12 protein-coding genes are annotated in these 16,384 nt (G+C 41.2%); 5 read left to right on the top strand and 7 right to left on the bottom strand.

What is annotated here, in order from left to right; translation table 11 throughout:
- Positions 1 to 112 precede the first annotated feature (112 nt).
- Positions 113 to 892, top strand: a complete 780-nt coding sequence (locus ACTB0Y_RS12590) for an FkbM family methyltransferase (RefSeq protein WP_463207181.1) — start codon at positions 113 to 115, stop codon at positions 890 to 892.
- A 115-nt stretch (positions 893 to 1,007) separates the two neighbouring features.
- Here ACTB0Y_RS12590 and ACTB0Y_RS12585 read toward each other — a convergent pair whose 3' ends face one another.
- The 6 genes from ACTB0Y_RS12585 to ACTB0Y_RS12560 form a co-directional block, all read right to left on the bottom strand.
- Entirely contained in the window at positions 1,008 to 3,299 is a 2,292-nt protein-coding gene (locus ACTB0Y_RS12585; protein WP_463207180.1) for an NADP-dependent malic enzyme, read from the bottom strand.
- Between the two features lie 110 nt (positions 3,300 to 3,409).
- Positions 3,410 to 5,020 (bottom strand): dipeptidase, encoded by a 1,611-nt coding sequence (locus ACTB0Y_RS12580; RefSeq protein ID WP_463207179.1) that lies wholly within the window; start codon positions 5,018 to 5,020, stop codon positions 3,410 to 3,412.
- Between the two features lie 41 nt (positions 5,021 to 5,061).
- Positions 5,062 to 5,715 carry a deoxynucleoside kinase gene (locus ACTB0Y_RS12575; protein WP_463207178.1) on the bottom strand — a complete coding sequence of 218 codons (654 nt, stop codon included), beginning with the start codon at positions 5,713 to 5,715 and terminating at the stop codon, positions 5,062 to 5,064.
- A gap of 75 nt (positions 5,716 to 5,790) precedes the next feature.
- Positions 5,791 to 6,780: an NAD(P)H-dependent glycerol-3-phosphate dehydrogenase gene (locus ACTB0Y_RS12570; RefSeq protein WP_463207177.1), complete on the bottom strand. Its 990-nt coding sequence runs from the start codon at positions 6,778 to 6,780 to the stop codon at positions 5,791 to 5,793.
- A gap of 163 nt (positions 6,781 to 6,943) precedes the next feature.
- Positions 6,944 to 7,864, bottom strand: a complete 921-nt coding sequence (locus ACTB0Y_RS12565; RefSeq protein ID WP_463207176.1) for a DUF6263 family protein — start codon at positions 7,862 to 7,864, stop codon at positions 6,944 to 6,946.
- Between the two features lie 30 nt (positions 7,865 to 7,894).
- Positions 7,895 to 9,064, bottom strand: a complete 1,170-nt coding sequence (locus ACTB0Y_RS12560; protein ID WP_463207175.1) for a hypothetical protein — start codon at positions 9,062 to 9,064, stop codon at positions 7,895 to 7,897.
- 178 nt (positions 9,065 to 9,242) lie between these two features.
- Here ACTB0Y_RS12560 and ettA point away from each other — a divergent pair, with 178 nt between their 5' ends.
- Complete coding sequence (gene ettA / locus ACTB0Y_RS12555; RefSeq protein WP_463207174.1) at positions 9,243 to 10,934, top strand: energy-dependent translational throttle protein EttA; 1,692 nt, start codon at positions 9,243 to 9,245, stop codon at positions 10,932 to 10,934.
- Between the two features lie 96 nt (positions 10,935 to 11,030).
- On the opposite strand, the gene ruvB is transcribed toward ettA, so the two are convergent.
- On the bottom strand, positions 11,031 to 12,050 hold the full coding sequence (gene ruvB, locus ACTB0Y_RS12550; protein WP_463207173.1) for a Holliday junction branch migration DNA helicase RuvB: 1,020 nt from the start codon (positions 12,048 to 12,050) through the stop codon (positions 11,031 to 11,033).
- A gap of 126 nt (positions 12,051 to 12,176) precedes the next feature.
- Here ruvB and ACTB0Y_RS12545 point away from each other — a divergent pair, with 126 nt between their 5' ends.
- The 3 genes from ACTB0Y_RS12545 (at position 12,177) to ACTB0Y_RS12535 (ending at position 16,059) form a co-directional block, all read left to right on the top strand.
- A complete protein-coding gene (locus tag ACTB0Y_RS12545) occupies positions 12,177 to 12,605 on the top strand; it encodes a low molecular weight phosphatase family protein (protein WP_463207172.1) in 429 nt (142 codons plus the stop codon).
- A 41-nt stretch (positions 12,606 to 12,646) separates the two neighbouring features.
- The gene (locus ACTB0Y_RS12540) at positions 12,647 to 14,701 is read left to right on the top strand and encodes a hypothetical protein (RefSeq protein ID WP_463207171.1); all 2,055 of its coding nucleotides are present in this window, start codon (positions 12,647 to 12,649) and stop codon (positions 14,699 to 14,701) included.
- A gap of 140 nt (positions 14,702 to 14,841) precedes the next feature.
- A complete protein-coding gene (locus tag ACTB0Y_RS12535) occupies positions 14,842 to 16,059 on the top strand; it encodes a 6-phosphofructokinase (protein ID WP_463207170.1) in 1,218 nt (405 codons plus the stop codon).
- Positions 16,060 to 16,384 lie beyond the last annotated feature (325 nt).

The following is a 16,384-nucleotide window of genomic DNA, read 5'->3' as shown; positions in this document are numbered from 1 at the left end:
TAATGATTTTCTGTAGTTTGTTCTGATAAAGCATAAATAAATTACTAGTTATTGAATTATTTTACAACAAAAAATTTGATGCATCTACATTAACAAGTAAATTCGCAGGATTTTGATTATTAGAACTAATGCTATAAATATGTTTTTCATCAAGAGATTTCTGTATAAAACACTTGGACTTAAACACTACTTAAGCCTTATAAGTCAGGTATTTTTTCTTTCGTATAAAAATGGATGGCTCAAAAACAAAAAAGAATATTATTGTCATTATTTCATAAACAAATTGATAAATAGAGGTGATATAATAATCGATATCGGTGCAAACCTTGGTTATTACAGCCGCATTTTTGCGCAACTAACAGGCAAAGCAGGCAAGGTATACGCCGTAGAACCAGTTGAATTGTTTCGCAGCATATTGCATAAAAATGTACAAAGGTTTCCGAATGTTAAAATTTTGCCTTTTGCTTTAGGCAAAACCAATGGCGAAAAGATATCAATGGGCCTGCCTGCAGGCAACAAATACCTGAGTCATGGAAGAACACATGTGGTTGAAAAAAATGAGCAAAATAAATTTGAACGTAAGTTCACAGCTGAAATGCGCAACCCCAATGACCTTTTTAACGAGTTAGAAAAAATTGATTACATAAAATGCGATATAGAAGGTTATGAGGTGGTGGTAATTCCAGAAATGCTTCCACTATTAAAAAAGCACAAGCCAGCACTTCAAATTGAAACTGATGGTGCAAACCGACAAAAAATCATAGATGTACTTGTGCCAATAGGCTATAAAATCTTTTATATAGATGCCCATGGTGCAAAAAAATACGATGTAGCAAACCCGCCAGAATTTACGGGTGACTTGATTTTTAGCAAGCGAGACATCTCCATGTAACCGAGATAATTAATATATCCAGTCATTAGACTTCTTATTATTGATAATTAAAAAAAGGTGGTTTTGTTCATGAACAAAACCACCTTTTTTTAATTATCAAGCCAACTGTAGCAATTTACAACAAGTGGTGCTTACTTCCTCTTTGATAAAACTGTGCATCAACCACTGCCACGCTAATCATTCTTATAATTTCATTGATACTGCTTTCGAGTTGCAACACATGTGCAGGCTTACGCGTTCCCAACAAAATGGGTCCGATAAGTTCAGCATCAGATACACCACTAATGAGCTTATAAGCAATATTACCAGAGCTTAGGTTAGGGAAAATAAGGGTGTTGATTTGGCGACCCACAAGTTTACTAAATGGATACCGTTTAGTAATTAATTCCGGGTTTAGGGCAAAGTTAGCCTGCATCTCACCATCTACGACCAAATCAGGGTAATTTTTATGCAGTATTTTAACAGCCTCTCTTACTTTTGCAGGGCTACCGCCACTCACTGAACCAAAATTTGAATAAGATAGCATTGCAATGTGTGGGTTAAAACCTAATTTTTGAATTTCTTCTGCTGCCAGAACCGTAATATCGGCCAGTGTTTGAGCATTAGGCTCTCTATTTACGGCTACATCTGCAAGAAACAAGGGACCTTGCTTTGTAAGTACAATATACATACTGGCTACCCTGTTAACACCTTCGCGGGCACCAACAAGTTCAATAACGGGGCGAAGTGATTCTCCATACTTAGTTTTTTGACCTGTTATAAAAGCATCTGCCTGCCCGGTTTCAAGCATCATAGCTCCGTAATAGTCGCAATTACTCATTAGCCGATAGGCCGCATTTAGGCTAATGCCCTTACGCTGCCGTAAAGCAAACAGCTGCTTTGCAAAATATTCTCTGCGTTCCTCCTCACCCTGACAAACATTGTCGATGAGTTTCAGTTTTGATATATCTAAATGATACTCTTCAGCGATTTGCTTTATTTTTGTGGTATTTCCAACTATGATGGGTTCAGCAATTTGCTGTTCCTTGGCCATGAGTGCTGCACGAATAACCTCATAACTATCAGCTTGTGAAAGCACAACCCGTTTAGGATCTTGTTTTGCTTGTTCATAAACCTGCTTAACCAGCTTATTTTCGAGTCCAGCACGGCGACGCAATTCTGCTTCATACTCTTCCCAGTTTTCAATAGGCGTGCGAGCCACGCCGGAGTCCATTGCTGCCTTTGCCACAGCTGGAGCTATTTCAGTAATCAATCGCGGATCGTTTGGTTTGGGAATAATATATTCCTTACTAAAAGTTATTCCTTTAAGGTTGTAGGCTTTATTGACCTCCTCGGGAACAGATTTCTTAGCAAGATTTGCCAGTGCATACACTGCTGCAATTTTCATATCCTCATTAATATCCGTTGACCTGACGTCGAGAGCACCTCTGAAAATATATGGAAATCCCAACACATTATTGACCTGGTTTGGGTAGTCAGAACGGCCGGTAGCCATCATCAAATCATTTCTTGCATCATGTGCATCTTCCCATGTGATTTCCGGATCAGGATTGGCCATGGCAAAAACAATGGGGTCACTGGCCATACTCCTTACCATTTCTTTTGAAAGGACATTGCCAACAGATAAGCCAAGAAACATATCGGCATCCTTCATGGCATCTTCAAGGGTATGAACATCTCGACTGGTAGCAAATTCCTTTTTTTGTTCGCTTAGCTTCTGCCTGTCTTTACGCACAACACCTTTACTATCGCACATCACAATATTATCCGGATTAACACCAAGTGCTTTATAAATACGCAAACAGGCAATGGCTGAAGCACCGGCTCCATTAGCTACCAGCTTTATCTGATCGATCTTTTTCCCACCAATTTCCAATGCATTCAAAAGCCCGGCACCTGAGATAATAGCCGTACCGTGCTGGTCATCGTGCATTACGGGAATATCTAACTCCTCTTTCAGCCGTTTCTCTACATAAAAGCATTCGGGAGCTTTAATATCTTCAAGATTGATACCCCCAAAAGTTGGGGCTATGGCTTTAATATGTTCTACTAACTTATCCGGGTCTTTCTCATCAATTTCGATATCAAAAACATCTACATCAGCAAAAGTTTTAAAAAGGAGGCCTTTACCTTCCATTACCGGCTTTGAGGCACTTGCGCCAATATCGCCGATTCCCAAAACAGCCGTTCCATTTGAAATAACAGCTACTAAATTACCTGCGGCTGTATATTTATAAACATCATCGGGATTTTTTTCAATTTCCCGGCAAGGTTCAGCCACCCCGGGAGAATAGGCTAAGGATAAATCATACTGCGTACTATTCGGTTTGGTCGGAATCACTTCAATTTTTCCGGGTCTTCCGGAGGAGTGATAATCTAATGCTTCTTGTTTTGTGAATTTTTTCATGATGTATTGGATTTATTATTCCCTACAAGTGTTTAAAATGTTTTGCTACATTTTCAGGTCATCAAATAAAGTTTAATGCAATAAAACAGTTGCGCTCAGTAGGTATATGATTAAAATTTCTCATCGTATTTGGTCCACAAATAATCGCCTAATTCCCAGGCTTTCTTCACTACTTTTTCGCCTTTTTCTATTACATATTCAGTTAAAAACTCACGGCGTGCCTCTTCATTCTTGATACTTGCTGCCTTTTCATCTGTGGCTTTTAGTTCCTCGATAAATTCTTTTTGCATGGGATTCCAAACAGTGTCTAAATCTTTATGCATATCGCCCCATCTTTGGGCAGCCAAAGTTCCAAGGCGATTAAAGGCCCACCAGGCTGATTCACGGGTATAGCCATTAATTCGGCCCGGTGTTTTATAAGATTTTGGTAAATCTGTAGCTCCACAATACACCGGAATATAGACGGAAGAAGCGATATTATCCTGGGCTAACCAGACAACACCACCTACATCATCTGGGAGCCAGTCGCGGCTCTGCGTAATAGTTCCGTACATAGTGTACCAACGAGCGATTGTACGTTCCCCGAGGAAACGAATATGTCCATCATCACTGGTATGGTACCATCCACCACTTACATCATCGATATCTAACTGGTCATAAGGCAGAAAAGGGTTTGCCAAAGGCGATATTACAGTTTCCCCCTCTTCATTGGTTGTAGTGATATTCCGGCGCATATCGTATGGAGTACCCTGATAGTAATCTTTAAACACGCGCCGCATATCTTCAACGGATACTTTTTTATCTGGTTTTACTGAAAACGGATAGTTTTCTGATGTGGGACTCAGGTTGAGTGAAGGGGCCAACAGGTCAAATACACGCCATTCGCGTCTTCTCGAAGCAACAGACTTTCGACTTCCCGGTGCATACACATCACAAAAACGAAAAGTTTCGTCTTCTTGCCACCAACCTTGTTCTTTGGCATAGCTGTAGATATTTTCTGATGCCTTAAAATAGTCGGTCTTCTCCAGATCAATTTCCTTAATGGTCGAAGCATTGGCGTTAACAGAAATATGGCCATCGGGTACTCGCTGCGCCACCCAAATAGCACCAACATTTCCTTTGCCCGGCCCTACAACCTCAAAGTGCCATACTTCTTTTGGATCTGCAATGGTAAGGGCTTCACCATAATCGCGCCATCCATGTTGAGCCAGCAGCCTACGGGCAAGTTTTATGGCTTGCCTTGCGGTGGTTGCCCGTTCTAACATTAATTGCACCAACCGCTGACAATCTATCTTGCTTTCTTTACTAAACAGCTCCTCACGGCCACCAAAAGTAGATTCTCCAATTGCAAGCTGATGCTCATTCATACAAGGATAGGCCGTATTAATGAACTGATACGTATGCTCTGCCTGCGGAATGCTTCCGATTGGAATATGCGCGTATGCAGGCATTGCGAGTGAATCAGTCGATTCACGTTTGTATACAGTAAATCGCTCACTGGGTTTGTGATTCTGTGCCGGAACAATATCCATCCAGCTTCTGGTCCGGTGGCTGTCGTCTGTATGCGAAGTCATAACAGAACCATCAGCACTGGCATTTTTACCAACTGTAATGGAGGTACAACCTTCGGGGTACCCGCCTTTCCAGTCGCTTTTATCCTGTGCGTGAGAGGAAATAGAAAAAAGGCCTAAAACGAAGACTAAAAGTGTAAGTTTTCTCATTTTCAGATATTTTAAAATTTATGATTTATTTTTCCTGATTGCTATTTGTTCAGTTCAAATATATTGAAACCTTTATTAAATGAATGCTTTGGTATTTCGAGTAGCTTACTTAAATAATCATCATCAATAACAAAATCTATGCTTTGACAGTCGACAATTACTATGGGGAAAGCTGAAACTTGTTTGAAAAAGCGGAAATAACTTTGTTGTATTTGGTCGAGATATGTGCGGGAAATATTGCTCTCATAAGTTCTTCCTCTCTGCGCAATATTTTTTAATAATTGTTCAGGATTTTGGTGGAGAAAAATAAGCAAGTCCGGTTCCGGCAGGGTATTGGTCATGGAGTGAAATATACGTTTGTATAACTTAAAATCATCCTCGCTCAGGGTTGTTGAAGCAAACACCAAAGACTTTTTCAGGTAATAGTCTGCAACAATTGCATCGTGAAACAGGCTGCTCTCCAACTCTTCTTTTAATTGTTTGAAGCGCTCTACGAGAAAAGACAATTCCAGTTGAAGGGCATATTTTTTCTGATTTTCGTAAAACAAGGGCAAAAAAGGATTGTCCACAAATTGTTCATAAATTCCTTTTGCGTTAAAATGCCGGCAGAAAGCATCGGTGAGGGTGGTTTTTCCGGCACCTATATTCCCTTCGATAACTATGTAACGATAACCAGAGCTATGCTTTTCGGTCATATAACGAAGATATAAAAAAAGTAGTTCAAAAAGAAAAAATCATTACAGCACAATCAATAAGTTTGATTGCAGAAGTTACGACAATTCATTAGTCAATTCGGAGAAGAGGGTTGCTGCTGCTTTGCCATTGTATAGCACTTCAAACACAGCATGTGCAATGGGCATATCGATATTCAATTTCTCCATAAAATGCGCCAGACCTTTGGCACCATAGTAACCTTCGGCAATTTGCAACATTTCCATTCGTGCATATTTTACGCTGTACCCCTTACCAATCATTACTCCAAAATTACGATTACGGCTATATTGCGAATACATGGTTACCAGTAAATCACCAAGATAAGCCGATTCAACAATATCTGCGTTTACGCGGCACACTTTCGACATAAATTCGCGCATTTCCTGGGTTGCGTTACAAACCAATACTGCCTGAAAATTATCACCATACCCCAATCCATGATAAATCCCTGCAGCAATGGCATACACATTTTTGGCAACTGCAGCAAATTCGGTTCCTACAATATCATGAGAAATCTTCACATTGATGTGGTGATTAGACAACAAGTCTTTTATTTCTTTGGCCAAATCGACATGTTCTGATGCTACGGTTAAATAGGTCAATTTTTCTGAGGAAACCTCTTCAGCATGGCTTGGTCCTGCAATCATTGCAAAGTGTTCTCTGGGTACATCAAATTCTCTGAATAAATAATCGGCTACAATCTCATTTGTTTCGGGAATTATCCCTTTTATTGCAGAAACTACTTTTTTATCTTTTAAAGGATAGGTTGACTTCGACAATACACCATGTAAAAATGCTGAAGGCACTACCAGGATTATAATTGAGGAAGCTTCAATTAAATCATCAATCTTTACTGTTACCCTGAGCTTCGACATATTCAGGTATGCAGATGATAAATAATGTGGATTGTGCCCATGGGCATACACATGCTCTCTGATTTCTTGTGTTTGCACATACCAGTTTACATGATACCCATTTTGAGTAAGTAAATTCACAAGGGCGGTTCCCCAGCTTCCACTACCAATAACTCCGATTGTCGTTTTCACATTTGAATGTTTTATTGCAAATATTACTGCATAATTTGAAATACAAAATAAACAGAATCCAGTCTGAATATCAATTTTATGGAGAGAAAACAGTTAAGCCAACAAAAAAGCGCCTCACAAAAAACTCATTGCAAGGCACTTAACCAAAAAATTAATTAATGGATTATTCCATTCTCATTTTTATGTTCATATTCATTATTATTTTCATCTGGTTTGCGGTCATATTCATCACCATTTTCATATCAGATCTTTCAAGAAGACCTTTCTTCAGGTCAAATAAAACCCAACCACCAATGGTATTGTCCTCAGCCTTCATCTCAACACCTTCCTGCAAGCTTTCCATAACAAACGCTCCCTTAGGCTCCAGAATCACATAACGTTTATTTTCACCAATACTCAACACTTTATATTTCATATCAACTTGCATGCTCATACCTCGACTTCCGGTTTCTATTACACCGGCATCGTACACATCGCCTTCTTTGACAGGTTCATCGGGTAATGCAATAAAAGCATTCTGTGCAAATTGGTCAGACATAGACTCCATTTGTGCTTTCATTTGAGCTCCCTGTCCCTCTGGCAGATTATTCATAATGGCATCCATGTTCATATCCACCACTTTTCCTTTAGGCGTAATTTCTGAACTAATCTCCTTGTTGAGTAATGCTGTAAAAACGGCAGCAGCTGGGTTATTTGCCATGTCTTCTTCGTTATCAGAATCAAATTTCATAGGCTGCGGGCCTTCCATTGAAATTGCAACCCGTGTAAATTCCACACCTACTTTAGCATTGCCATTTTCTGTAACTTCTTTTATCTTATAATCACTCTCCATTGTCATGTGCATAGGCATTTTTTGGCCCATCATTTCCATGTTCATTTCTGTCTCCATAATCATGTGAGCAGAGTCTCCTTCAGTAAAATTATATTGCAACTTCACTGCTTCATCTGTTGTGGCAGATAGTTCGGGAATACCATTTTCAGTATCATAATTTATGGTAACTGATGATCCACTATTCTGATCGTTTCCACTTTGGCAGGCCACCATGAACAGGGCTGCAACCAAAAAAAACATAATTTTTCTCATAATATCAATTGTGTTTAGTTAATAAGTCTTTTAATTGGGATAAATTCGTTTTAAAGTTAATATAAAATCCTCTCTATTAGCCAATTTTTCTGAAAATTCACTATTTCTTAATACCTGAAAATTATCATATCCTTTTTTTAGAGCTTTACTTAATTTTTTCATAGCTTGGTCATATTCACCCTTGTACAACAAAATTTTCGCAGCCAAAAACTCCACGTCCGGGTTTTCGGGATCTATTGCTCTGTAAATTGCCAAACGTTGTTCGGCCTTTAAAAATTGCTGTTCTCTGATATAATTGTCGATCGCCATAAATTGCAACAAGCTCATATATTCGCGTACCCGTTCTCTAAAGTAGTTGCTTTTGTCTGACGAGTCTAATTCTTGTAATTTTTCGAGCCAGAACGCTTTATTGTTGTTAACAAAGTTAGTCCTTAATATATTTTGCCATTTTTGTTCCGCCTCAAACTCCTTTTTTAAATCCACAAATGTTTGCTGCACCGCCTTGTTAACACTCATAAAGACTTGATTTTCTGAATGCTTCAAAGACTTATATAAAAAATAACGATTCAATTGCTGTAACTTTTGTTCTGCACTAATCGCGGACAGTTTTTTTCCGGGTTGCATACACCATTTCACAGCTGCAACGAAAACCTCAGTCGGTGCCCATTCATGTCCTCCGTCGAATACCATGCATAAATCAGGTTTACCATAATGTTCACTCATTGGGTATTGCATTACATCGCGAAAGTTGAAATCAGACATTCCTGTTACCATTACTTCAGGGATTTGCCCGGGTGTTTTTTGCGGGTTGCCTGCACCCATAGTAATTACTCCTTTCACCGCCCTGGCGGATTGTGACAACATACGCACCAAATGAGCGCCACCACTAAAACCTGCAACATAGATTTGTTGCATATCAGCGCCATTGGCAGCAGCTTCTTGCAGCATTTTATTTACAATTTTCTGCGATTTTTCGCCATTTATGCCATTTTTCCATCTATTAGATGCTACCACACCTACTCCAACATCTGATAAAGGAGTAGCAAAACGTTTCACAAATTGCGCCCCCCTGGCCTGAGCATCAAAAAACAGCAGTACGGGCCATTTTGTACTGTCATTATTTGGTTTGCTTATGGTCACAGCTGGTAAAGCGGGCAGTTTTGCCAACCCGTTTCCATTACTATTTTTATTTTCAGACACTGGTTTACAGGCCATTACACCCAACAGCGTTACAAAAATCCAAACTTTTTTCATTGCAAAATGTATATATTAAGCGAAATTATAAAATTCCAAATAAACACAACTTAAATCCACAGAGTTATTTCCTTTCGGCTGTTTAAATCACTACTTTTGCACTCACAATCAAAAATTACAAAACATGAGTACTGATGATAAAAAGGTGATTTTCTCCATGGTAAACGTGAGTAAGAAAACACCACAAGGAAAACAAATTCTCAAAGACATATATCTTTCTTTTTTTTATGGTGCCAAAATTGGCATTCTTGGTCTCAACGGATCAGGAAAATCTACTGTGCTACGCATAATTGCAGGATTGGATAAAGAACACGAAGGGGAGGTACATTATGCCCCCGGCTATTCTATTGGTCATCTGTCACAGGAACCCTATCTTGATGATGAGAAAACCGTAATGGATATTGTAAAAGAAGGTGCGCAGGATACTGTTGATTTACTAAATGAATACGAGCAGATCAATGCCGCATTTATGGATGAGGAAGTAATGAACGATCCGAACAAAATGGACAAACTTGTAAAGCGACAGGGCGAAGTACAGGAAAAACTCGACCATGTAGGTGCCTGGGATTTGGATTCCAAACTGGAATTGGCCATGGATGCTTTGCGTACACCTTCGGGCGACACCCCGGTAAAAATTCTCTCGGGTGGAGAACGTCGACGTGTAGCCCTTGTGCGCTTGTTGCTTCAGGAGCCTGACATTCTGTTGCTGGATGAGCCTACAAACCACTTAGATGCCGAGTCTGTGCACTGGCTCGAACAGCACCTGCAACACTACAAGGGTACGGTAATTGCCGTAACCCACGACCGGTATTTCCTCGACAATGTTGCTGGTTGGATTCTGGAACTTGACCGCGGCGAAGGTATTCCATTCAAAGGGAACTATTCATCGTGGCTGGAACAAAAAATGAAGCGCCTTCAGGAAGAAGAAAAGCAGGAGTCGAAACGTCAAAGAGCCCTGAGTAACGAGTTAGAATGGGTGCGCCGGGGCCCCAAAGGCAGACAAAGCAAAGGCAAAGCCCGCCTGAACAACTATGAGACAATGCTTGCTGAAGACATTAAAGAAAAAGAAAAAAACGTAGAAATCCCGATTCCTAACGGACCTCGCCTGGGGAGCGAGGTCATAAAAGGCATTAACCTAACAAAAGCTTACGAGGACAAACTGCTTTTTGAAGACCTGAACTTTGAATTACCACAAGCCGGCATTGTAGGTATTATTGGACCCAATGGAGCAGGTAAAACAACCCTTTTCCGCATGATTATGGGCGAAGAACAACCGACTTCGGGAGAAATAAAACTCGGTGAAACGGTTCAAATTGGATACGTTGACCAGCAGCACGAAGATATCGATCCTGGAAAAACGGTTTACGAAGTAATCAGCGGTGGCGAAGAAGAAATTGAGGTGGGTGGCCAGCGTATTAACGCCCGTGCCTATACCAGTCGCTTTAACTTCAGCGGACCTGACCAACAAAAAAAGATTGGTGTGCTCTCCGGTGGTGAGCGAAACCGACTGCATCTTGCCATGACACTCAAGACGGAAGCAAACGTATTGTTACTTGATGAGCCCACCAACGACATTGACGTGAATACCTTGCGTGCTTTAGAAGAAGGCATTCAGCATTTTGCCGGCTGCGCCGTGGTAATTTCCCACGACCGGTGGTTCCTCGACCGCATTTGCACACACATTCTGGCATATGAAGGAGAATCGAAAGTACACTTTTTCGAGGGAAGCTATTCAGAATACGAAGATAACCTGAGAAAACGCATGGGCGGAGAAATCATTCCGAAACGCATCAAGTACAAAAAGCTAACACGTTAGTTGGCTTTTCAAATCCCAAAAGGCCAGTAACTTATCAGCTCCAATTTTAACAGGAGCAGGTTAATTTCTGGAATTTGGGATTTAGAATTTATAAAACTAAAACAACGAGCCCTGATTGGCAGGATCGATCTTTCCAAGATGTTTATAGGCCAGTGGTGTAGCTTCGCGCCCTCTTGGTGTACGTTTCAGAAAACCCTCTTTTATCAGGAAAGGTTCGTACACTTCTTCTATTGTACCCGCATCCTCTCCTATTGCAGTCCCAATTGTATTTAACCCGACCGGGCCACCCTGAAATTTATCAATGATGGTAGTCAGAATGCGGTTATCCATTTCATCAAGGCCATATTTATCAATATTGAGTGCCTCCAGCGAATACATGGCAATTTTTTTATCAATATCACCCGTTCCTTTTACCTGAGCAAAATCGCGTACGCGCCGTAACAGAGCGTTGGCAATACGTGGCGTACCGCGGCTCCGGGAAGCAATCTCTTCGGCGGCATTGTCATGAATTGGGATATTTAAAATGCCGGCAGAACGATGAATAATGCGTTTGATGACCTCAGCATCGTAATATTCGAGGTGAAGATTAATTCCAAACCGCGCTCTTAAGGGACTGGTGAGCAACCCCGAGCGAGTGGTAGCTGCCACCATGGTAAAAGGTTCCAGATTAAGCTGCACGGTACGCGCGCTGGGCCCTTTGTCTATTACAATATCAATACGAAAATCTTCCATGGCCGAATACAAATATTCCTCCACAATGGGATTCAGCCGGTGAATCTCGTCAATAAAGAGTACATCATGCGGTTCGAGGCTTGTAAGAATACCGGCCAAATCGCCCGGTTTATCCAATACCGGTCCACTGGTTAATTTAAAACCCACGTTGAGTTCATTGGCAATGATATTGGCCAGTGTGGTTTTACCCAGTCCCGGAGGACCGTGCAAGAGCGCATGATCCAGCGCATCACCACGCATTTTTGCCGCCTGAACAAATATCTGAAGGTTCTCCAGTATTTTGGCCTGGCCATGGAAATCATCAAATGTAAAGGGCCGCAACTGCTGCTCAAAATCCTGATCATCTGAAGCCCCTTGCGCCCTTATATCAAATTCTTCACTCATCAAACTTAGATTTTAGAAGGTAAAAATACATATTTCATAGATGAATGGGAAATCAATTTCACTATACTTTATTGTACATGCCCGTACACTTTTTTATTTTCACTAATGATATATTAACTTTACCTCATGACAATGAAAATTCTGGTACTATCAGATAAAAACGAAACCCGTGGTCTCATCCTGGAAGGATGGTTAAAGTACTATGCGAAATCAGACGCTGAAATTAAAAGCGCGGGACTACAATCAGGAAAATTAAACCTCATAGCTGCCAAAGCAATGATGGAAGCCGTAATTGATATTACTAAATACAAAAGCCAAGCACTCGACTCAGTAGAGAATGATAAGTTTGATCACATCATAACCCTGACAGAAGAGGCACACAACTTAAGCCTTAACAAATTCCCGAAAGCCCAGATTCACCACAAACCAACAGCCCACCCATTAAATGAAAAGGACGAAGACATCGAGAAACTCAAGAAACACCGTAAAACAGTAAACGAACTGGAAGAGTATGCCATGGAATTTACCCATAAACATATAAGAAAACTATTTTAAAAGTTATATCACTTCAAAACAATAAAATTAAATATAAACACATGAAACGTCCCATTTTATTCATCACTATTCTTGCAATTCTGTTTGCCATGAGCTGCAACCAGCAAGAAAATAAAAATGCAGACCAACCTAAATCTGCCATCACAGAAAAAACCGTTAATAAAGTTGTAAAAGCACTCGCTACAGCACATCCGCGAGCCAATCAAGAACGCATAGCCCGTGGAGTAGAACAAACAGCTTCACTTTGGTTTTCTGCGAACGGAGATAGTGAAGCTTTTTCGGATTTCTGCAAATCCAATTTTATTGCTGATGAAGAGGCTCGCCACTTAGCGTTCAAAAAGTTCTCAAGAAATTTTGAGATTCTGGACGGCCATTTTAATAAAATAAGTCTGGAATTGCTTGAGCCCTTGCATCTGGACATTGGGCAAGTAACCAAAGTTGATGAAAAATTTGGCTCCTACAGTGCCGGAGCGCATGTAAAGAGCGATTTGTACAAAAACAAAATTGCCTTTATGGTTACGCTTAATTTTCCGCAGTATATATTGGCAGAAAAAAACAAGCTGGGTGCCAACTGGAACCGTAAAGAATGGGCTTATGCACGTATGGGCGACCGTTTTACAGCACGGGTTCCAGCAAGCCTAAAAATGGATTACAGTGAGCAGGAAACAGCCGCCGATATTTACATTGCCGATTACAATGTTTTTGCCGGGCAGCTACACAGCGAAAACGGCCAAAAACTTTTCCCTGAAGGAATGAAGCTTCTCTCGCACTGGAATATCCGCGACGAAATTAAATCGAACTATGCTGATAAAACCAACGGGCTGGAAAAGCAGCGCACCTTGTACCGTGTAATGAAGCGCATTGTGGACCAAAGTATTCCAAAAACAGTCATCAACAATGAGGAGCCTGAATGGAATCCATTTACCAATCAGGTTACCCTGGCCGGGGAGCCGAAGGAAGCAAAAGCAGAGCCTGACACACGTTATCAACATATGCTTAACCTGTTCCACGCCCTGAGTGCCATGGATGATTATTACCCCATGCTGGATACCTACATCAAAAGGAAATTCTCAGGCAGCATGGAAATTTCGCAGGAAGAAACAGAAAAACTATTTGTAGAATTTATTTCATCGCCTGTATTAAAAGAGGTAGGTGCATTAATCAGCAAGCGGCTGGGACGCGATTTGGAACCGTTCGACATTTGGTACGATGGATTCAAAACACGCAGTTCCCTGGACCAGGACAAATTAAATGATGCAACACAAGAATGGTTCCCTAATGCTCAGGCAATGGAGAACGAGTTACCTGAAATTCTTCAAAAACTGGGATTTTCCGATGATAAATCGAAATACCTCGCTGATAAAATTGCCGTTGACCCGGCACGCGGTTCAGGCCATGCCTGGGGCGCCAGCATGAAAGGCGAAAAAGCACACTTGCGTACACGCATTCCCGAATCGGGCATGAACTATAAAGGTTACAACATTGCCATACACGAGTTTGGACACAATGTAGAGCAAACCATCTCGCTTTATGATGTGGATTATTACATGATGAGCGGAGTGCCCAATACAGCCTTCACCGAAGCACTGGCTTTCATGTTCCAAAGCCGCGACCTGGAAATTCTGGGCATGTCTATTAGCAATCCCAATAAAGAACACCTGAGAACGCTGGACAAATGTTGGAGCCTTTATGAAATTATGGGTGTAGGACTTGTAGACCAACGTGTTTGGAAGTGGCTGTATGCCAACCCTGATGCCACAGCAGCAGACCTGAAAGAAGCTGTGATGCGTATCTCCAAAGAAGTATGGAACGAGTTTTATGCTCCCGTATTTGGGCAAAAAGACGAAACCCTGCAGGGTATATATTCTCACATGATTGCCAGCCCACTGTATCTTTCGGCCTATTCATTCGGGCAAATTATTGAATTCCAATTGGAGGAATACATTGCCGACAAGGATTTTGCCAGTCAGGTTCAACGCATTTTCCAGCAAGGCCGCCTCACACCCAAGCAATGGATGATGGAAGCCGTGGGCGAACCGCTCTCTGTGCAGCCTATTTTGAATAAAACAGAACAAGCATTGAAAGCTTTAAATTAAAGATTAGAATAGTTTACTACAAACAAAAAAATTCAATAAGGGCCTTTGCGTTAAGCAGGGCCCTTACTGTTTTAAAATTATTCTCTCCTTTTATTTTCATACATAAAAAGCAATAGCCATTTTTGTAAAAAAATAAACTCATGCAGGAAGCTATTGCGATAATTTGTGGCGGAGGACCCGCGCCGGGTATAAACAATGTTGTAAGTACCACAGCCCGCGTATTTCTCAAAAACGGGTACCGCGTAATTGGTGTGCACGAAGGTTTTAAAGGACTCCTGAGCGAAGACCGGCAAACGGTCGACATCGACTTTGAATTTGCCGATCGCATTTTTCATCAGGGAGGCTCAGCACTAAAAATGAGCCGGTTTAAACCCAATGATGCCGATTTCGATGCCAGCTTCTTTAAAAAGCACAATGTGCGCTTACTGGTTTCCATAGGTGGCGACGATACAGCATCAACTGCCGCGCGCCTTGCCGATTATCTGCAAACACAAGATTTGGATGTAAAAAGCATCCATGTGCCAAAAACTATCGACAATGACCTGCCGCTTCCTGAGGGTGTTCCCACTTTTGGTTATCAAACAGCCAAAGAAACGGGTGTAACCCTTGGAAATACTGTTTATGAAGATGCACGCACATCGCAAAACTGGTTTGTAATGTGTGCCATGGGCAGGGAAGCCGGCCATTTGGCTTTTGGAATTGGAGCTGCCTGTCATTTCCCCATGATTATCATTCCTGAAATATTCAATAAAACTGCTATTACCATTGACAAAATTGTACGTCTGGTAATATCATCCATTGTGAAGCGCCGATTGATGAACATCAGGTACGGCGTAGCGATGATAAGCGAAGGGGTTTTTCATTTTCTGGAGAAAAGCGACCTGGAAGCCACGGGCATTCAGTTTGAATACGACGCCCACGGCCACCCGGAACTCAACCAGGTGAGTAAAGCCCACATATTCAATCAACTGGTTATGCGCAAAATCAAGGAGCTTAAACTTGATCATAAGTCCAGACCTGTAGAATTGGGCTATGCCATGCGCTGCGCCAAACCGATAGGGTTTGACCTTAGCTATACATCACAATTGGGCCGCGGCGTTTACACACTTTTCAAAGCCGGGCATACAAAATGTATGGTAAGCCAATCACCGGAAAAAGATGTTATCCCGCTCTACCTGGATGATCTTCGCGATGCTGACGGCCGCATCAAAACCCGGCTGGTCAATATTAATTCGCATAAAGTGAGTACCGTATACGAAATGTTGCATTATCTTACTGAAGATGATATCGAAGCAGCAAAGGAATTCCTGCCCAACCCGGAAGAATTTGTATTCAATCGTATTTTGGAGTGGAAATAATTACAGCTTCTGCTTTCGCCCCATTAGGGCGAACTCCATTACTTGCATATATGATGGGTGAAAACCTGCTGCGTTACTTGTCCTGAAAGGGTAAAAGCAAGCAACAATAAATCAAGCACATTGAGGCTCCTGTTTTGTGCACCATGATGAGTACCCAAAGCTCCACACCTGAATATCAGTTAGTTACGAGTAAAAAAATTGCATTTTGGGTCATGCGGAACAAATTTTAAGGGTACTTGATTCAAATAAACGGATTTATTAATAAGTGGTCTTTCTTGAAATGATATAAAAGATTAAGATGAAATAACATTAATTATCATCGCCT

It is taken from the genome of Salinivirga sp. (assembly GCF_055145285.1).
Note: the sequence above shows the minus strand (reverse complement) of the source record. Positions and strands in the feature narration are given on the sequence as shown.